Annotated in this window: 13 protein-coding genes and 1 pseudogene; 5 read left to right on the top strand and 9 right to left on the bottom strand. The window is 71.1% G+C overall.

Going from position 1 to position 17,809, the window contains the following annotated elements; all coding sequences use genetic code 11:
- Positions 1 to 27: 27 nt before the first annotated feature.
- From ABEA24_RS50715 to ABEA24_RS50700, 4 genes are all read right to left on the bottom strand, one after another.
- Positions 28 to 3,312: an RICIN domain-containing protein gene (locus ABEA24_RS50715; RefSeq protein WP_345443386.1), complete on the bottom strand. Its 3,285-nt coding sequence runs from the start codon at positions 3,310 to 3,312 to the stop codon at positions 28 to 30.
- Positions 3,313 to 3,317: 5 nt separating this feature from the next.
- Positions 3,318 to 5,858, bottom strand: coding sequence for a hypothetical protein (locus ABEA24_RS50710; protein ID WP_345443383.1), 2,541 nt, complete (start codon positions 5,856 to 5,858; stop codon positions 3,318 to 3,320).
- Between the two features lie 129 nt (positions 5,859 to 5,987).
- The gene (locus ABEA24_RS50705; RefSeq protein ID WP_345443380.1) at positions 5,988 to 6,857 is read right to left on the bottom strand and encodes a LysR family transcriptional regulator; all 870 of its coding nucleotides are present in this window, start codon (positions 6,855 to 6,857) and stop codon (positions 5,988 to 5,990) included.
- Positions 6,858 to 6,990: 133 nt separating this feature from the next.
- Positions 6,991 to 7,881: an Lrp/AsnC family transcriptional regulator gene (locus ABEA24_RS50700; RefSeq protein WP_345443377.1), complete on the bottom strand. Its 891-nt coding sequence runs from the start codon at positions 7,879 to 7,881 to the stop codon at positions 6,991 to 6,993.
- Between the two features lie 560 nt (positions 7,882 to 8,441).
- Here ABEA24_RS50700 and ABEA24_RS50695 point away from each other — a divergent pair.
- Positions 8,442 to 8,612, top strand: a complete 171-nt coding sequence (locus ABEA24_RS50695) for a hypothetical protein (RefSeq protein ID WP_345443374.1) — start codon at positions 8,442 to 8,444, stop codon at positions 8,610 to 8,612.
- 181 nt (positions 8,613 to 8,793) lie between these two features.
- Positions 8,794 to 10,230, top strand: coding sequence for a GuaB1 family IMP dehydrogenase-related protein (locus ABEA24_RS50690; RefSeq protein ID WP_345443370.1), 1,437 nt, complete (start codon positions 8,794 to 8,796; stop codon positions 10,228 to 10,230).
- A gap of 38 nt (positions 10,231 to 10,268) precedes the next feature.
- Here ABEA24_RS50690 and ABEA24_RS50685 read toward each other — a convergent pair whose 3' ends face one another.
- A complete protein-coding gene (locus ABEA24_RS50685) occupies positions 10,269 to 11,363 on the bottom strand; it encodes a serine hydrolase domain-containing protein (protein ID WP_345443367.1) in 1,095 nt (364 codons plus the stop codon).
- 146 nt (positions 11,364 to 11,509) lie between these two features.
- Between ABEA24_RS50685 and ABEA24_RS50680 the strand changes: the two genes are divergently transcribed.
- Positions 11,510 to 12,553, top strand: a complete 1,044-nt coding sequence (locus ABEA24_RS50680) for an enolase C-terminal domain-like protein (RefSeq protein WP_345443364.1) — start codon at positions 11,510 to 11,512, stop codon at positions 12,551 to 12,553.
- A gap of 38 nt (positions 12,554 to 12,591) precedes the next feature.
- On the opposite strand, the gene ABEA24_RS50675 is transcribed toward ABEA24_RS50680, so the two are convergent.
- Positions 12,592 to 12,786 (bottom strand): hypothetical protein, encoded by a 195-nt coding sequence (locus ABEA24_RS50675; RefSeq protein WP_345443361.1) that lies wholly within the window; start codon positions 12,784 to 12,786, stop codon positions 12,592 to 12,594.
- A gap of 125 nt (positions 12,787 to 12,911) precedes the next feature.
- Between ABEA24_RS50675 and ABEA24_RS53950 the strand changes: the two are divergent.
- Positions 12,912 to 13,175 (top strand): annotated as a pseudogene (locus ABEA24_RS53950) (ATP-binding protein); the annotation flags it as partial.
- 90 nt (positions 13,176 to 13,265) lie between these two features.
- On the opposite strand, the gene ABEA24_RS50670 reads toward ABEA24_RS53950, so the two are convergent.
- From ABEA24_RS50670 to ABEA24_RS50660, 3 genes are read right to left on the bottom strand one after another with little or no spacing between them, the layout of a single operon-like run.
- On the bottom strand, positions 13,266 to 14,033 hold the full coding sequence (locus tag ABEA24_RS50670) for an amino acid ABC transporter ATP-binding protein (protein WP_345443358.1): 768 nt from the start codon (positions 14,031 to 14,033) through the stop codon (positions 13,266 to 13,268).
- Positions 14,030 to 14,821, bottom strand: a complete 792-nt coding sequence (locus ABEA24_RS50665; protein WP_345443355.1) for an amino acid ABC transporter permease — start codon at positions 14,819 to 14,821, stop codon at positions 14,030 to 14,032. Before ABEA24_RS50665 ends, ABEA24_RS50670 begins: the two co-directional genes overlap by 4 nt.
- A gap of 45 nt (positions 14,822 to 14,866) precedes the next feature.
- On the bottom strand, positions 14,867 to 15,736 hold the full coding sequence (locus ABEA24_RS50660) for an ABC transporter substrate-binding protein (protein ID WP_345443352.1): 870 nt from the start codon (positions 15,734 to 15,736) through the stop codon (positions 14,867 to 14,869).
- A 391-nt stretch (positions 15,737 to 16,127) separates the two neighbouring features.
- Here ABEA24_RS50660 and ABEA24_RS50655 point away from each other — a divergent pair, with 391 nt between their 5' ends.
- Positions 16,128 to 17,747, top strand: a complete 1,620-nt coding sequence (locus tag ABEA24_RS50655) for an AMP-binding protein (protein ID WP_345443349.1) — start codon at positions 16,128 to 16,130, stop codon at positions 17,745 to 17,747.
- Positions 17,748 to 17,809: the final 62 nt, after the last annotated feature.

The following is a 17,809-nucleotide window of genomic DNA, read 5'->3' as shown; positions in this document are numbered from 1 at the left end:
GAAGGCGGCACGGCCCCGTCGCGTTGGTCAGGACACCGGGATCAGCCGCCATTCCTGACTGGGCGCGCCGCTCGGGGTGTTCTGCTGGACGCCCGCGCCCGGATCCCTGCGCTGCTGCCAGATGTCCACGGCGAGCCCGCTGTGGCCGTTGGTCAGCGTGTACGCGCCGCCCGGGGCCGGGGTGAGCTGCCACTGCTGGTTCGAGGCGCCGTTGTCGGTCCACTGGTCCAGGTCGGTCGCCGGCTCGGTGGACGCCCCGGGGACGTCGAGCACCTTGCCGCTGTTGACGTTGACGAGGACGTAGCGGGACCCGGCCTGCTTGAGCCGCCACTGCTGGTTGGATCCGCCGTTGTCGGTCCACTGCACGACCTTGCCGCCGTCGTCGCGCGACTGGCCGGCGACGTCCATCACCAGGCCGCTGCCGACGTTCTGCAGCCTGTACGTCGCGCCGGCCGTGGGCACGGGCACCAGCTCCCAGCGCTGGCTCGCCGCGCCCGATCCGGGGTTCTGCACGACCGCGGCGCCGTCGTCCTTGGACCGGACGTCGGCGGTCTTGCCGCTGTCCCGGTTCGTGATCGTGTAGTGGCCGTCGCCGGTCGGGACGAACCGCCACTGCTCGCTACCTGCGCGGGTGTCGGCACGCTGTTCCAGCTGGGCGCCGGCCGCCCCGGACGGCGCGGCCAGGACCTTGCCACCGGCTCCGACGATCTCCAGGTATCCGGTGCCGTGACCCTCCAGCCGCCACTGCTGGGCGGCGGCTCCGGTGTCGGCCGCCTGCACGATCTTCGTACCGTCGGCGGCGACGGACAGGGCCTTGCCGCTGCCCGCGTTCACCAGCTTGTAGGCCGTGCCGGCGGTGGCGTTCTGTCCCGGCGTGACCTTCAGGTCGTCGAACTGGGCGTTCAGCCAGCCCGCGCCCGGGATCTGCTTGTAGATGGCCGCGTCGGAGGCCAGCAGGTCGACCGGTCCGTCACCGGCCGTGCGCACCTGGAACTGCAGCGGCCGGATGTCCCCGCCGGGGACCGTCGTCTTGACCTCCACCGTCTGCGGCGTGTCGCTCAGCTGGACGGCCTGGCCGCCCACGTCGCTCTGGCCGTTGTAGAAGTTGAGGTAGACATTGCCCTTGCCGCGCAGGGTCAGGCTCGCCTTGTAGGAGGTGCCCTGGGCGAGCCCGCTCGGCGTGTACTGGATCCAGGTGTTCTGCTTGGCGTCGTCCATCTTCCAGTGGACGGCGCTCTTGCCGTCCGGCGTGGTCGCCTTCTCGACCGTGCCGCTCACGTCGCCGTCGAGGGAGTACGGGCCGTTCCAGTCCAGGTCGCCGGTCGGGTCGGTGATGAGGTTGCCGCCGACGTTCCCGCCGTCGCCGACGCCGACCGCCAGGCCGGCCGGTCCGGCGGCATAGGTGGAGTCGTGCGCGGTGCCGACCTGCCTCCCGTCGATCGCCGCCGTGATCGCGTCGCCCTGGAAGGTGAGCGCCAGGCGGTGCCAGCTGACCGGCCCGAGCGCCGCGACCTTTCCGGAGGCGAGGGTCGTCAGACCGCCGCCGGTGTCGCCGCGCACGATCGACCAGTCACCCGCGTCGGTGACCCGCAGGTAGTAGGCGTCGATGTGGCCGACCTCCCAGTAGTCGCGCCCGCCGTACCGGCCCAGCAGCTCCACGGAGCCGGTCTGCTCGAGCATGACGTCGGCGCTGACCGTGTAGTTCGTCCACGTGCCGTCGCCGATCAAGCTGTACGGTGTCGCCGCGTTGTCGTGCCAGACGATCGGCTTGACCGCTGACATCTGGCGGGCGCACTTGCCGGACCGCCCGGCGCCGCAGGGGACGATCTCGAACGAGCCGTGCTGCGGGGCGAGGTAGCCGGGAATCGCTCCCGTCCGCGAGTGGTCGAACGTGTCGGAGTACGGCAGCCCGAACGCCGCCGACGGCCCCGACGTCGCGGTGCCCTTCCCCGCACCGGTCGTGGTGGTCAGCGTGTAGACGCGTCCCGGCTTCAGCGTCACCGTGTACGTCCCGCCGGCCGGGGTGACGTCGGCGACGTGCGCGAGGTCGTCCGCCGGGTTCTTCGACGCGAGGTCGGTGGACCAGACGTGCACCGCCCCGGTCGACAGCCCACCCGTGACGCTGAAGCTGACGGTCTGGTCGGCGGTGGCGCGGGTCGTCTCGATCACGGTGCTGTAGTCGCGTCCCTTCGGCGACTTCAGCGTCACGTAGCTGCCGTTGGCGCGGTCGCCGCCCAGCAGGCCGCTCGCGCTGTCGACGTACGTCCAGCCGGGCCGGGTGAACTGGGTGGTGTGGGCGGTCACCCAGGCCTGCTTGCCGATCGCGAAGCGGCCCGACCACGGCTGGTCGTCCACGGTCAGCGCGGTGGTCTGGAACGGCAGGCCGGGCGGCAGCGCCGCGACGAGCGGCCAGTTGATGAACGAGGTCATCCGGCCGTCGACGTAGCCGAGGTTGATCGCCCGCGCCATCGCCGGCGCGCCGTTGTCGTAGTCCTGCGAGCCGTTCTCGCTGGCCCAGATCGGCTTGCCGACGTTCTTGGCGGCGTCGGGGGTGTCGCAGGTGTTCGCGCTGCCGCCGTCGCCGCCCTCACACGGGTAGTGGGCGCCGACGATATCCACGGCGGCGGCGAACTTCGGGTCCGCGGTGATCGCGTCGGCGACGTCCCAGCCGGAGTCGGCGGCCACGACCTTCGTCGCGTATCCGTTCGCCCGCAGGGCCGTGTGCAGGTTCTCGTACCAGGCCTTGTCGAAGCCGTTCTCGTTCCAGCCGCCGAGGTAGTCGATCGGCAGGCGGTGGGTCTTCGCGCAGCCGAGCCACTTCATCAGGTAGTCGACCATGTCCTGAGTCCAGAAGCTGCCCTTGCCGATCCAGCCGGGCGCGCCCCAGGACAGGGCTGCCAGCTTGATGTCCGGGTTGCGCTTCTTGGCCTGCTCCATCAGCCACCACTCGTAGCCGCGGTCGCAGTTCAGGTCGTCGGGCGAATGCATGTGGCTGGGCTCGGCGCCGTCCGTGGAGTTCATGTCCCCGCCGATCTCGACCTTCAGGATCTGCAGGGAGGCGCCGTAGCCGGGCTTGAACAGGTAGTCGAGGATCCGGCTCCGCTGCGGCTCGGGGTAGTCCGTCAGGAGCCGCGAGTTGCCGCCGCCGCCGCTGATCGCGCCGATCCCGTCGAACGTCCGGCCGCCTTTCGTCCCGTCGACGGTGACGGTCGTGCCGGCGGCCCGCGCCGACGCCGCCGGCGCCACGGCGGAGATGACGGAGACGAAGAGCGCCAGCAGGGCGAGGAGGACACCGCTCCGGTGTTTCAACATGATCATCACCTCGAGAAGGCCGCGACGGCGGCGTTCCAGCCGAAGCCCTGGCGGTCGAGACCGCTGGAGCCGAGGGGGTAGGGCCAGGCGGGATCCGCGCCCGCGATGTCGGGGTTCTGCTGCGTGACCTTGAACTCCTTGGAGAGCGGGGTGACGGCGACCTCCGCCGCGATCGAGTCGCGCATCGCGCCCCGCGCGGCGGACACGCCGTGCCGCGCCGCCGAGTACTCCGCGAGGTACTCCCACAGCAGCCAGCTCGCGCCGTTCTGGTACCAGCCGACCGGCTCGCCGAGCCCGATCACCTTGCCGGTCTTCGGGTCGTTGGTCAGCGTCAGGAACTCGCTCGGCGGGACGGCCGAGCCGTCCTCCTTGGCGAGGACCTTCATCCCGTACGGCGTGCGCTCCTGCGCGGCGAACGTGCGCCGCACCATCGTGTCGGTCAGCAGCGGCCTGCCGAACAGGTAGAGCGACAGGGCGTCCCCGACGAGGACGTCCGGGGACTTGAAGTCCTTGGTCGACAGCCACCGTACGTAGCCCAGGTGGTCGTCGTAGAGCCTGCGGTAGACGCCCGTCGCCGCGTCGATCTCCGCGTCGCTGACGTCCGCGCCGAGGCTCTTGGCGGCGCGGAGCGCCACCACGTACAGCCCCTGGTTGTACGCGTTGACCGCGCCCGTCGGGAACAGGTACCCGTCCAGCCAGGAGTCCGGGGTGATCTGGAAACCGGCGTTGTCGACCGGCGCGGCGGTCACGAACGCCCCGCCGCTCACCTGGTGGGCCCGGATGTAGGCCAGCACGAGGTTCGCCGTGGCGGTGTCCTTGACCGGCAGGCCCCACGTCGTCGCGTCGTGGTACATCCGGATCAGGTAGTACAGGCCGCTCTCGTCGCCGAAGAACGGCCCGCCGCCGGTCACGGGCACGTGCCCGGACTCGCCGCCCGATCGCGGGATCGCCCGGGTGAACTGCGCGAGCAGTTCCTTCTCGGTGTCCTTCGCGTACGGGGTGCCGTCCAGGCCGAGCGTCGTCCAGAAACTGTCCCGCATGTACGTCGTCGCACCGAAGTGGGCGTACTTCTGGTTCGGCGCCAGTGCCTTGACGCCGCTCGCGGTCGTCATCCGCGCCCAGTAGGCGGTGATCTTCGCGATGGCGGCGAACTCGTCGGCGGCGGCGCGGCGCAGCGTCGCGGCGGAGGACGCCTTCCCCCAGGCGGGCATGGACCGGTCCGGGGTGCTCAGCCCGAGCGTCTCGGCGGTCGCGAGCTGGGCGCCGAGCGCGAGGCCGTACGGCCCGGCGGCCGACCGGTAGAACACGCTGTGGAACGACCGAGCCTGCCCGTCGCCGAGCACGATCGGGTCGGCCTCCGTGCCGATCTGCGGGGCGGCCAGCCGGGAGCCGTCGATGACCAGGTGCGGGGCGGAGTAGCCGGGTAGCGGCTCGTCCCACGTCGCGGCGCCTGCGACGCCGTAGGTGTACGTCCCGTCGGACACGCCCAGGGCGGGCACCGGCGAGTCCAGCAGCGCGTTGGACGGGTTCGGGCTCTCGTACGAGGTCGTCTCCCCGCCGGTCCACAATGGCCGACCGATCTTGAAGTCGGTGTACGGGGTGTACCAGTAGACGACCGGACCGCCGCTCGTCGCGGTGCGGACCTGCGCGTCGATCACGTTGGGGGCGACGAACCGGTAGGTCTCCGACCGGGTCACGGTGGTCGAGCCGATCGCGTCCGTGGCGCCGGAGAGGGTCAGCGTCGCGGTCGCCGGGTCGTAGCTCACCGCGGTGTACCGGTTGGCGAGGCGATTGGCGTCGGTGACGGGCTGCCGGGTCACCGCGCGTACCGAGGTCTTCCAGGCGAGCAGGTCGACGTCCCCGGCGGCGGAGGTGCGGATCTGGAACTGCGGCGTCCGCGAGTGCTCGGGGATCGGCACGTCCAGGGTGAGCGTCTGCGGCTGCGGCGTCAGCGTCACCGGCGTTCCCCCGACGTCGCGGGTGCCGTCGTAGATGTTGAGGTAGACGGTGCCGGTGCCCTGCAGGGTCACCGTGCCCCGGTAGGTGGTGCCGACCTTGGCGTCGGCGATCGGCACCTCGATCCAGGTGTTGTTCTCCGCTCCCGGGAGCGTCCAGTGGACGGCCGATTCACCGTCCGGCGCGGCGGCCTTCGTGACGGCGCCGCCCCCGGAGCCGGGGCCGCTCCAGTCGAGGTCGCCGGCCGGGTGGCCGAGCAGGTCGTCGCCGGTCGGCTGGTTGAGGCTGGTGCCGGGCACGGCGGTCAGGTCGTACTTGCCGGTCATCCCGCGGGTCGTGATGAGCCGGGCGCCGTCGTGGATCTCGGCGTGGTATCCGCTCGACCCGTCGCCGGCGACCGTGACGTGCAGTGCGTCGGCGGGACCGTACGACCGGGGGGTGGGCTGAGAAGGGGACGTCGTGGGAGAGGCGGCGGGGGAACGGCCGGGACCGCGGACCGCTTGGGCCGCGCTTCCGGTGCTGAGGATGAGGATGGTCCCCGTGGCGATGGCCACGGGTGTCGCGCCGAGAAGGCGTGAGGGGCGGGGCATGCAACCCTCCAGGGCCGCAGGTGGTCTGGGGTGAAAAGACCGATGACAACGTTGTCGTGGCTGACGTGAGTGTCGTGTCCTGTGTGACCCATGTCAAGGTCTGCGCGTTTTTGTGCGAATACGTCGCCCTCAGTGGGACTTGGCGAAGGCCAGGAAGTCGCGGGCGACGGGGGTGAGCGGGCGGCGGGCGTGGACCAGGCCGATCGTCGCGGTGATCGGCGGCATGAGCGACCGCACGACGACCCCCTCGGCGGCCTCCACCTGGTTGCGGTACCAGAGGAGGGAGCCACGGCCCGCGCGGACCGAGGGGAGCCACGACGCGCGGTCGTCGGACTCGACCGCGGGGACCGGGCGGACGCCGAGGCGGGCCAGCAGCGCGTCGAGCTCGGCCCGTCGCGGCCCGCCGCGGGACGGCATGATCAGGCGCATGCCGTCGAGCGCGGACATCGGGACGGGCTCCCGGAGGTTCAGGGCGGGCGGGGAGATCAGCACGATCTCCCGTTGTTCGAGCGGATGCGCGGCGAGGTCACCGGGGACCGGCAGGTCGGTCAGGGCGAGGTCGGCCCGGCCGTCGCGGACGACCGCGCCGACCGCGTCGCGGCCGTCGCAGCGGAGCACCCGGACGCGTACGGCCTGCTGGTCGCGGGCGAACGCCGGCAGGAGGCGCGCGGTCAGCTCCGGCTCCAGGGTGAGGGTCGAGGCGACCCGCAGCTCCCCTGCCCGCGCGCCCGGCCGGCCGCCGGGCGGGCTGGCCGAGACCGCCGTGATGGCGTCGACCGCGCGCAGCGCGTCGCGGGCGTACCGCACGATCTCCTCGCCGGTGTCGGTGAGCGCGACGCCGCGCCCGGCGCGCGCGAACAGCTCGACGCCCAGCTCTCGCTCGAGTTCCCGGATCGCCCGCGACAGCGCGGGCTGCGCCACGAAGAGTGCCTGCGCCGCCGCGGTCATCGTCCCGTGGTCGGCGGTCGCAACGACATAGCGCAGCTGCCGCAGATTCATGCCACGACGGTATGACAACCCGCTGGATTGGTCGTTGACATAGCCGGAATTGGCCTGGACATCCTGGGTTGCCGATGTTTTCTCCCGGCCGTCAGATGATCATCTAAAAGACGGCCGGCCATTCTCGGCCCGGTCACGGCAGCTCCGCGCCGTACACCCGCTTGACGACGTCGAGATGCTGCCAGGTCTCTCCGACCCACGCCCCGGGAACCGCCCGTACCGCCTCCAGAGTGCTCAGGAGGACGTCGCGGGAGGTCGCGTCGATCCCGGCGAGCAGGTCGTGACGGCCGAAGCCGGTCACCACATAGTTGACGCCGGGCAGCGCCGCGATCCGGGACGCGGCCGTGGCGATGTCGGAGGACACCCGCACGCCAAGCCCGGCGAGCTCGCCGGAGCCGAGGGCCTGCGAGTCGACGATGCCGGTCACGTGGATGATCCCGGAGCGCATCAGGCGCACGGCGCGCGCCCGCGTCGCCGCCTGGGAGAGCCCCACGACCTCGGCCAGCCTCGTGTACGGGGTCCGGCCGTCACGAGTCAGCTCGCGGAGCAGTCGCCAGTCGATCTCGTCCAGGGACACGTCGGGCAGCTCGGTGACCACCGAATGCGCGTCCTTGACGACGGTCGTCACACGGAACACCTCGATGCCGCGCACTCCGGGCAGCGAGCGGACCGCGTCCACTTCTTCGACAAGGGCCGCATCGTCGCGTACGCGCAGCTCCGCGACGACGGGATGCGCACCGGCGGCGAGCGCCGCGAACCAGGCGGCGGCCCTGCGCGCGACGGCGTCGGCGACCTGCTTCGCCGGGCCGTCGACGTCGATCGCCAGGTGACCGATCGCTCCGGTCCCGACCACCGACGCGTGCACGATCCCCACCACACGCACGATCCCCGAATCGAGGAGGTGCTGTACGCGCGTGCGCACGGCCGTGCGGGACAGCCCTACACGGTCGGCGAGCGCCTGGAAAGTGGCCCTCCCATCCCGCTGCAGCTCGCGTACGAGCACGGCGTCGACCGCATCGAGCACGGGGTTCCTCCTCGGTATGTATGGTCCTGCAACTGTTTGCATGATCATTTCATTAGTGGCGTGTTCGCCGCGAAAACGGAGCGTTGTTCGTGTTTCTTCGCCGAACGACCACGAATGTGTCGGTGAGGCGCGAGGTCGGTGCCGAAATCGGCGCGTGACACGATGCAGCGGCATCTCAACGTCCGAGATCACCACGTCAGTACTCGCGTACCAGTTCGGCGAGTATTTGGCGACGCTCGTCACATGCAGCCCCGCGAAGAGCGCTTGAGGACGCCCTTTTCCGCCCGTCCGCGCGGACCGCGGATACGCCCTCGGAGCGGTGAACATCCGGCGGCACCATCGAGGGCAAGACTCTGAACTGCATGAATGCCTCTCAGCGAGGGGGCGCGGACCCATGCACCCGGCACCGGCCCGGGGGAGGCGCCGGATTCGCAAAGTGCGGTGGGACAGCTCAGACGTCAAGTGTTCCATGGGGAAATCACGGAAGGTCAATGACCCTGGCAGGAAACTTTCCTGCCGGGATCGTCGTGGAACCCGGTCCGACACGCCAGACTTGACAGATGAGACGGGGATCTCTCGTGGTCCTGCTCGTCCCGGCCGCCCGCCGTACGTCGAGGGGCGGAGGCGGCGACGCCCGCACGCCGCGACTCAGCGCGACGACGCCCGCCGTCGCCGCGACGCCCCGGGCGGATCGATCGTCGTCCCGCATCCGGGCGGTTCGGCCGTCGTGACGCGTCCGGGCGATCCCGCCCCGGAGACCGGCGCCGTCCTGTGCGCCCGAAGCCTGCACCTCGTCGAATCCACCTAAACTCCGCGCAGCTCATTGAACCGGGCACTTCCGGGTATCCCCGACAATGGAAGGCGGCCTTCCTCGTGCCGATCACTCCAGAATTCCGGACGGTGTAGACGAACGTGCGCCTGCTGAACGGTGAGCAACCGGCTCATGACCTGACCTACAACGACGTCTTCATGGTGCCCCGCCGCTCCGACGTCGGGTCCCGCCTCGACGTCGACCTGTCGACCTCGGACGGCAGCGGTACCACGATCCCCATCGTCGTCGCCAACATGACGGCCGTCTCCGGACGGCGCATGGCCGAGACGATCGCGCGGCGCGGCGGTCTCGCGGTCATCCCCCAGGACATCCCCGTCGACGTCGTCGCCAACGTCGTCCGCTGGGTGAAGACGCGCCACCTGATCGTCGACACGGCGATCAAACTCGGCCCGAGCGACACGGTCGGCGCCGCGCTCGGCCTGCTGCACAAGCGGGCGCACGGCGCGGTGATCGTTGTCGAGGACGACCGCCCGACCGGTGTCGTCACCGAGGCCGACTGCATGGGCGTCGACCGGTACACCCAGCTGCGGGAGGTCATGTCGCGCGACGTCCTCACGCTCCCGGACGACATCGACCCGCAGAAGGCGTTCGACACGCTGCACTCCCGCGGGCACCGGCTCGCCCCGGTGGTCGGCGGGGACGGCCGGCTCGTGGGCGTGCTGACCCGGACGGGCGCGCTGCGCGCCACGCTCTACCAGCCCGCCCTCGACGCGGACGGCCGGCTGCGCGTCGGCGTCGCCATCGGCGTCAACGGCGACATCGAGGAGAAGGCCCGCGCGCTGCTCGAGGCGGGCGCGGACCTGCTCGTCATCGACACGGCGCACGGGCACCAGGAGAAGATGCTCGGCGCGCTCCGCCGGGTGCGGGCCCTGAACCCCGGCGTACCGCTGGTGGCGGGCAACGTCGTGACCGCCGAGGGCGTACGCGACCTCGTCGAGGCGGGCGCCGACATCGTCAAGGTCGGCGTCGGCCCGGGCGCGATGTGCACGACGCGGATGATGACCGGCGTCGGCCGCCCGCAGTTCTCCGCCGTGCTGGAGTGCGCCGCCGAGGCGCGCCGGCTCGGCCGGCACATCTGGGCCGACGGCGGCGTACGCCACCCCCGCGACGTGGCGCTGGCCCTCGCCGCCGGGGCCGCCAACGTCATGATCGGTTCCTGGTTCGCCGGGACGTACGAGTCGCCGGGTGACGTCCAGCGCGCCGCCGACGGCCGGCTCTACAAGGAGAGCTTCGGCATGGCCTCGGCCCGTGCGGTCCGGCTCCGCACCGCCGACGACTCCCCGTTCGAGCGCGCCCGCAAGGCACTGTTCGAGGAGGGCATCTCGACGTCGCGGATGTACATCGACCCCCAGTCCCCCGGCGTGGAGGACCTGGTCGACTCGATCATCGCGGGCCTGCGCAGCGCCTGCACGTACGCGGGCGCGCGCACGCTCCAGGAGCTGCACGAGTTCGCCGTCGTCGGGGTACAGAGCCCGTCGGGCTACGCGGAGGGCAAGCCGCTGCACGCCAGCTGGTGACCGCGGCGGCCCCAGGGCGTGTCCTTGCCGCGATCGAGCTATCCGCCGAGCGCGGCGTAGGCCGCCATGACGATGCCGACCCCGCGCTCGTCACCGAGCGTGCCCTGCGCCATCCGGTTCATGACGTACGCGACGGTCAGCCGGACGTCCAGATCGACGACGACCACCGAGCCGCCCCAGCCGCCCCAGAAGCAGCTGCGTGGATTCGGCAACGAAACCGTGGGCGAGGGCAGGCCATAACCCATCCCGAACCGCATGGGCACGCCCAGGACGAGATCCTCGCCGTCGAACTGCTCCTCGAAGACGGCTTCACAGCCTGCCTCGGACAGCAGCCGGACGCCGCGTGCCGCACCGCCGCCGGCGAGGACCGACTGGACCTGCGCGACGGACCGGGCGTTACCGTGCCCGCCGGCGGCCGGGATCTCGGCGCGGCGCCACTCCGCCGTCCAGGACGCCTCCGCGGTCAGAGGCGGGTTGCCGGCAGCGCGGTGCGACTCGTGCGGGATGACCGGCGCCACGCGGTGGTCGTGCTCTTCCGCCAGGCCGATGTGGAAGTCGGCGCCGAGCGGTGCCGCGACCTCCTCGCGGAAGAACGTGCCGATGGTCCGGCCGGTGATGCGGCGGATCACTTCGCCGACCAGGTATCCCTGGGTCAGCCCGTGGTAGCCCGACATCGTGCCGGGCTCCCACAGCGGTGCCTGCCGGGCCAGCGCCGCGGTGGCCGTCTCCCAGTCGTACAGGTCGGCGACGCTGATGGGCTCGGTCCAGGACGGCAGCCCGGCGGTGTGCCCGAGGACATGGCGCACCAGGACGCGTTCCTTCCCCGCGGCGGAGAACTCAGGCCAGTAGTCGGCGACGGGAGCATGAAGATCCAGAAGGCCTTGGTCGGCGAGGATCAGCGCGCACAGGGCCGTCATGGTCTTCGTCGTCGACCAGGTGTTGGTGATGGTGTCCTGTTCCCAGGGCCTGGTCGCGGACGCGTCCGCGTGCCCGCCCCAGATGTCGACGACCGGTTCGCCGTCCAGGTACACGGCGACCGAGGCGCCGGTCTCGGCGCCTCGGTCGAGGCCGGCCGCCAGCGCGTCGCGCACGGCGCCGAAACGCTCGTCACAGGTGCCGTCGATCGTCGCCATGGCACGGACGGTAGCCGAAGCACGGATGCGCCGTCACCGTTCTCGGACGCGTGGCGTTTCCGCGCCGCGAGTGGGATGTCGGCCCGTGTCCGGGCATGCCCGTGATGGGGGGATCATAGAAGGAGTGTCGAGACGAGGACGGTGACATGCCCCGCATCGAGGGGTTCGAGGCCTACCGCATGACGATGCCTCACGGCCGGCGGCCGGAGAGCATCCTCGTCCGGGTCTGCGACCAGGACGGCGCCATCGGCTGGGGCGAGGTCGCGGGCTCCGACGCCTGCTGGGCCGACATCGAGGGGCGCGTCGGCCCGGCGCTGCTCGGCCTCGACTGGGAGCTGCCGGAGGAGGTCGTCGGCGTTGGCGGGCTCGGCGACCACGCGGCCGCCTCCGCCATCGACATCGCCTGCTGGGACCTGTGGAGCCGCCGGCAGGGCACGCCGTTGTCCCACGCCCTGGGCGGTACCCGCACCTCGATCGTGGCCGGCGCGCGGCTGGACGTGGAGCCGATGCTGGACGTGCTCCTCACCCGCGTGAACCGCCTCGTCAGCGCCGGGTACGCCCGCGTCACGGTGGCCGTACGGCCCGGCTGGGACATCGAGCCCGTACGCGCCGTGCGCCAGGCGTTCCCCGCGCTGGCCCTCCAGGCCGACGCGGGCGAGGCCTACACGGAGGAGCCCGCGCACCTGGACGCGCTCGAGGCGCTCGACGCGTACGGACTGATCGCGATCGAGCGACCGTTCGCGGGCGGCGAGCTGGACGCCCACGCCCGCCTGCAGCGCGTGGTCGACACCGCCGTGTGCCTGGACCCCGCCGACCTCGACACGGTCGACACGGCGATCGCGATGGGCGCGGGCCGGATGCTCGGCCTGCGGATCGCCCGCCTGGGCGGCCTCACGGCCGCCCGCGGCGCGCACGACCGCGCCCTCGCGTCCGGCTGGGACACCTGGTGCGGTGGCGCCGCGGGCTTCGGCATCGGCCAGGCGGCGGCCGTCGCCCTGGCCGGGCTCCCCGGCTGCGACGTGCCCAGCGACGTCAGCGAGACGCCGGCCCAGACCGCCGTCGTGTCACCGCCCGTCCGTGCCAGCGGCGGCGTCGTCGCCGTACCGCTCACCCAGCCGGGCCTCGGCCATGACGTCGACGAACGCCTGGTCGCCCGTCTGTCGCGCCAGACTCTCCGCATCCCCGCCTGAGCGGTCCCGCACGCGTCCTTCACCCGCTTGCACTTAGTTCAAGAAATCACTTGCACTTTGTTCAACCGACCGCCATCGGCCTGCTGCAGGGCGACGGCGACGGCGACGGCGACGGCGACGGCGACGAGTACATCGTCACCGAGGGCGGCCTGAAAGGACAGCGCGGCTTCTTCACCCGCGCCGAGCACGGCACGGTGACGGGAGTCGACCTCGCCGGCCGCCTGTTCACCCACGTGCGTACTAATTGTGCGGTGCGCGTACACGACGGCGGTTGTACTCGAAGTACTGTACCCGTACTTTAAGTACTAGCTCAGCGTGACGACCCCTGTGAGCTGCGTAAGCAGAGGCGGGACATGCCATGACAACCCCTACGCTTCCGGAAGAACCAGGCACCTGCATCTACCGGCGCGTCTTCCGCGGACACCCCGACCAGATCGGGGAGGTCCGCCGATTCCTCCGCGCGCACCTCGGCGGGCATCCCAGCGCGCCGGACGTGACCCTCGTCGCCAGCGAACTGACGACCAACGCGTGGGAGCACACCCGTACCGGCAGGCCCGGCGGGACCTTCACCGTCGAGGCCCGGCAGCGCGCCGACAACACGATCCGCCTTGAGGTCCACGACGTACGATCTTGGCGTCCATGCGGAACATTCCCACATGACCACAGCGGCTGCTTGCAACGCGTCTGCTGCGTCAATAACGGGACAAATCCCTTAGAGCACGTCGGACAGGAACTGGCGGAGCCTCGGGCTGTCCGGGGAGTCGAAGAGCTTCTCGGGTGGGCCGGACTCGACGGCGACGCCCTGGTCGAGGAAGATCACGGTGTCGGAGGCCTCGCGGGCGAAGCCCATCTCGTGCGTGACGACGACCATGGTCATGCCCTGCTTGGACAGGTCGGCCATCAGGCTCAGGACGCCCTTGACCAGCTCGGGGTCGAGGGCCGAGGTGGCCTCGTCGAACAGCATGACCTGCGGCCGCATGGCGAGGGCGCGGGCGATCGCCACGCGCTGCTGCTGCCCGCCGGACAGGTGACCGGGCCGGGAGCCGGCCTTGTCGGCCAGCCCGACGAGCTCCAGGTGGTGGCGGGCGGCCTGCTCGGCCTCGTCGGCGGACAGTTTGCGGATCCGGCGCAGCGGCAGCATGAGGTTGCGCAGGACGTTCATGTGCGGGAACAGGTTGAACTGCTGGAACACCATGCCGACCTGCTGCCGCAGCCGGTCGGGGTCGCGGTCCAGGACGCTTTCGCCGTCGAGGAGGATGTCGCCCTTGTCGGGTTCGATCAGCCGGTTGATGGTCCGCAGGAAGGTCGACTTGCCCGAGCCGGACGGGCCGATGACGCAGGCGGTCTTGCCCTTGCCGACGTCGAGGTCGACGCCGCGCAGCACCCGGTTGTGCCCGAACGCCAGGTGGATGTCGCGGGTGGCCAGGCTGACCGAGGAGAAGGTCTCCTCCTGTACCGACTCACGCTGCTCTTCGGTCATTTCGTTCCCTCGCTCGTCGCGGGAAGCGGCGTCTCGCCGGCCACTATCAGCGGCTCGTCCGCGTCCGGCGGCCCGGTCCTCGTACGGCGGCCCTGGCGCAGCCGGTGGTCGACGAAGTTCACGAAGTGGGTCAGCGGCACGGTGAGGATCAGGTAGAAGATGCCGGCCAGCAGCAGCGCCGACTCGTTGCCGGTGTTCGCGGCGGCGTCCTGCCCGATCCGGAACAGCTCCCGCTGGCCGGCCGCCAGGCCGAGGAAGTACACGAGGCTGGAGTCCTTGATCAGCGCGATCAGCTGGTTCACCCAGGCGGGCAGCACCCGCCGTACGCCCTGCGGGATGATCACCAGCAGCATGGCGGCCGAGTAGGAGAAGCCGAGCGCCCGGGACCCCTCGAGCTGCCCGGGGTCGACGCTCTGGATGCCCGAGCGGAAGATCTCCCCGATGTAGGCGGTCGCGATGAGCGACAGGGCGAGGATGCCCAGCGGGTACGGGTTGGGCCCCCACACCTTCATCCCGATCTGCGACAGGCCGACCCCGATCAGCAGGATCGTGACCACGGCCGGCAGGCCGCGGAAGATGTCGGTGTAGACGCGCGCGGGCCAGCGCAGCCAGCGATGCCGGGAGATGCCGGCCATCGCCAGCAGCATCCCGAGCAGCGTGCCGATCAACGCGGAGATGATCGACAGGATCAGGGTGTTCGGCAGGCCCGTCTTGAGCATGTCGGGCAGGGCCTGCCGCATCGATTGCCAGTTGAAGAAGGTGTCCCACAAGGTCGTCAGCTGGTCCATCTACCTTCTCCCATCAGCCCGCGCGCGTCCGTCTCGATCGATCGGTCAGGACGACGGGGACGCGGCCGGCGCCCCCGAGACCTGGACCGGCGGGAAGGTCACCGTGCCGCTGCCGGGCTTGAACTCCTTCGGCACCGGACGGCCGGGGTAGTACTGCTCCTGCAGCTTGCTCCAGGTGCCGTCCTTGATGACCTCGTCGAGGCCCTTGTTCAGCGCCTCGACCAGCTTGGGGTTGTCCTTGGCGACGGCGAACGCGGTGGGCTGCGAGCTGAGCTGCTTCGCGGCGACGACGACCTTGCCGCCGCTGTCCTTGGCGGTCTTCTCGCCGATCTCGGCCGGGGCGACCCAGGCGTCGGCGGTCTTGGACTTCAGCTGGTTGAGCGCGCCGTTGTAGTCGGGCACGCGGACGGGGTTGAGGCCCTGCTTGGTGGCGTAGTCGTCTTGGACCGTTCCCTGGACGACGACGACGCGCTTGCCCTTGAGCTGGTCGAAGCTCTTGATCTGCGAGCCGGCCGGCACGTCGAGGCCGAAGTAGCCGAAGTCGTAGCCGTTGGTGAAGGCCACGGTCTTCTTGCGGGCGTCGGTGATGGTGATCGACGAGCTGCCGGCGTCGTACTTGTGGTTCGCCACCTGCGACAGCAGGGCCGAGAAGTCGGTGCCCGCGAACTGCACCTTCAGTCCGATCTTGGCGGCGACCGCGGTCAGCAGGTCGTTGTCGAAGCCGGTGAACTTCCCGTTCTTCAGGAAGACGTTCGGCGGCGCGTCGGTCAGGGTGGCCGTGCGGAGGACGCCCGGCTGGAGCAGCTTGTACGGGTTGTCGGCGGACGCCTTCGGGCTGCTTCCGCCGCACGCCGTCATGGCGCTGGCGGCGATGACGGTGACGGCGGTGGCCGCGAAGGCTCGCAACGGACGCATGGGAGTTCTCCTCCAGGGGTTAAGCGCGTGAGTGCCCGCGCCGATGCGACGGCATGGCGCGGTATCGGCGAAGAGACGTCGGCGTCAGGGGACGCCGACGGTCATCTCAAGATGTGTTCAGACCCGTAAAAGCGCCCCGTCAGCGCATGACGGGGCGGCCGGAGCACGGCCGACAGCTCATGGACGTGACACGGAGCAGGTCGATGTGCCTGCGCGTCACGAGGTAGCTGTCCATGCCCGCAATCCTGCCCATTTCAGTGGGATATCGTCAAATTGACGACCTATAGCCTGAATGCCGGGCTGACCTGCGATATTCCGGGGAACGGCCGGTTCCGGACGCGATCAAGGTCACTCTTGCCACTCGAAGCAATCGCTTGGTAGACACGTCTCGATGGAGACGTTCGCGCGCGCGCTGCTGGACCGCGCCGGCGACGGCGGGACCGGCCTGCTGTTCGAGCATGAGCGTCACACGTGGGCCGACGTCGTACGGGAGTCCCGGCACCGCGCCGCGCTCGCCCGGCGCCTCCTGACCGCGGGACGGCCTCCGCACATCGGCGTGCTGCTGGACAACGTCCCCGACCACGTGTTCTGGATCGGCGGAGCGGCGCTGTCCGGCTCGGTGGTCGTGGGCATCAACCCGACGCGCCGAGGCCCGGAACTGGCCCACGACATCCGGCACACCGACTGCCAGGTCATCGTCACCGACACCGCGCACGCCCCGCTGCTCGACGGGCTCGACACCGGCGTGCCGCCCGGACGCGTGCTGCGCGTCGACGACCCGGGCCACACCGGCCTGCTCGCCTCGGCGGAGCCGGTCCCGGCGGTCGAGCCGCACCCCCGCGACCCCCTCCTCCTGCTGTTCACGTCCGGGTCGACCGGCGCTCCCAAGGCGGTCGTCTGCGGTCAGGGCCGCCTCGCCGCGATCGCCCGGCAGGCCCCCGCCTTCGGCATCACCGCGGACTCGGTCACCTACGCCGCCATGCCGCTGTTCCACGGCAACGCGGTCATGGCGAACCTCGCGATGGCGACCAGCGCCGGAGCGGCCGTCGCGCTGCGCCGCAGGTTCTCGGCGTCCGGGTTCCTGCCCGACGTCCGGCGCTACGGCGTCACGTACTTCAACTACGTCGGCCGCGCGCTCGCGTACATCCTCGCCACGCCCCGCCGCGACGATGACGCCGACAACCCGCTGGAGGTGGCGTTCGGGACGGAGGCGTCCGCCCGGGACATGGCGGACTTCGCCGGGCGGTTCGGCTGCCGGCTGATCGAGTCGTACGGGTCGAGCGAGGGCGCGATCTCCATCCGCAAGACCCCGGACAGCCCGCCGGACGCGCTGGGCCTGCCGCCTGTCGGTGCGGACGTCGCCGTCGCCGACCCGGCGACCGGTGAGGAGTGCCCTCCGGCGCGCTTCGGCCCGGACGGCGAACTGCTCAACGGAGACGAGGCCATCGGGGAGATCGTCGCGCGTGGCGTCGTCTTCGAGGGCTACTACCGCAACCCCGCCGCCGACGCCGAGCGGCTTCGCGACGGCGTGTACTGGAGCGGCGATCTCGGCTACCGCGACGCCGACGGTTTCTTCTACTTCGCGGGCCGGGGCGGCGACCGGCTCCGCGTGGACGGCGAGAACTTCGCGGCCGCGCCGGTCGAGCGCGTCCTGTCCCGCTGGCAGCCCGTGGTGATGTGCGCGGTGTACCCGGTGCCCGATCCGCGTACGGGCGACCAGGTGATGGCCGCCCTGGAGCTGGACGGCCCGTTCGCGCCGGAGGCGTTCGCGGAGTTCCTGGCGGGCCGGGCGGACCTGGGCACCAAGTGGGCGCCGAGGTTCGTGCGGATCGTGCCCGCCATGCCGCTCACCGCCACCAACAAGGTCGACAAGGGGCCGCTGCGCCGGGCGGGATGGCGCGGCGGCGAGGTCTGGTGGCGGCCCGGCCGGGAGCCGCGGTACGAGCCGCTGACCGACGCCGTCCGGCGGTCCCTGGAGGAGGAGGCCGCCGTCCACGGCCGCCGGCTGTAACCGGCTGGCCTCTCCCTTCGCCGAGAGGCGATAATCGACGCGGTGCAACGGCGACGGACGGG

Source organism: Actinoallomurus vinaceus, assembly GCF_039542055.1.
Classification (GTDB): Bacteria; Actinomycetota; Actinomycetes; order Streptosporangiales; family Streptosporangiaceae; genus Actinoallomurus; species Actinoallomurus vinaceus.
Note: the sequence above shows the minus strand (reverse complement) of the source record. Positions and strands in the feature narration are given on the sequence as shown.

What these genes read in the sequence shown, in the direction of transcription:
- ABEA24_RS50715 (WP_345443386.1), bottom strand. Translation starts at nt 3,312, where the DNA reads ATGTTGAAACACCGGAGCGGTGTCCTCCTCGCCCTGCTGGCGCTCTTC.
- ABEA24_RS50655 (WP_345443349.1), top strand. Translation starts at nt 16,128, where the DNA reads ATGGAGACGTTCGCGCGCGCGCTGCTGGACCGCGCCGGCGACGGCGGG.
- ABEA24_RS50710 (WP_345443383.1), bottom strand. Translation starts at nt 5,858, where the DNA reads ATGCCCCGCCCCTCACGCCTTCTCGGCGCGACACCCGTGGCCATCGCC.
- ABEA24_RS50705 (WP_345443380.1), bottom strand. Translation starts at nt 6,857, where the DNA reads ATGAATCTGCGGCAGCTGCGCTATGTCGTTGCGACCGCCGACCACGGG.
- ABEA24_RS50670 (WP_345443358.1), bottom strand. Translation starts at nt 14,033, where the DNA reads ATGACCGAAGAGCAGCGTGAGTCGGTACAGGAGGAGACCTTCTCCTCG.
- ABEA24_RS50685 (WP_345443367.1), bottom strand. Translation starts at nt 11,363, where the DNA reads ATGGCGACGATCGACGGCACCTGTGACGAGCGTTTCGGCGCCGTGCGC.
- ABEA24_RS50665 (WP_345443355.1), bottom strand. Translation starts at nt 14,821, where the DNA reads ATGGACCAGCTGACGACCTTGTGGGACACCTTCTTCAACTGGCAATCG.
- ABEA24_RS50695 (WP_345443374.1), top strand. Translation starts at nt 8,442, where the DNA reads ATGAGACGGGGATCTCTCGTGGTCCTGCTCGTCCCGGCCGCCCGCCGT.
- ABEA24_RS50680 (WP_345443364.1), top strand. Translation starts at nt 11,510, where the DNA reads ATGCCCCGCATCGAGGGGTTCGAGGCCTACCGCATGACGATGCCTCAC.
- ABEA24_RS50660 (WP_345443352.1), bottom strand. Translation starts at nt 15,736, where the DNA reads ATGCGTCCGTTGCGAGCCTTCGCGGCCACCGCCGTCACCGTCATCGCC.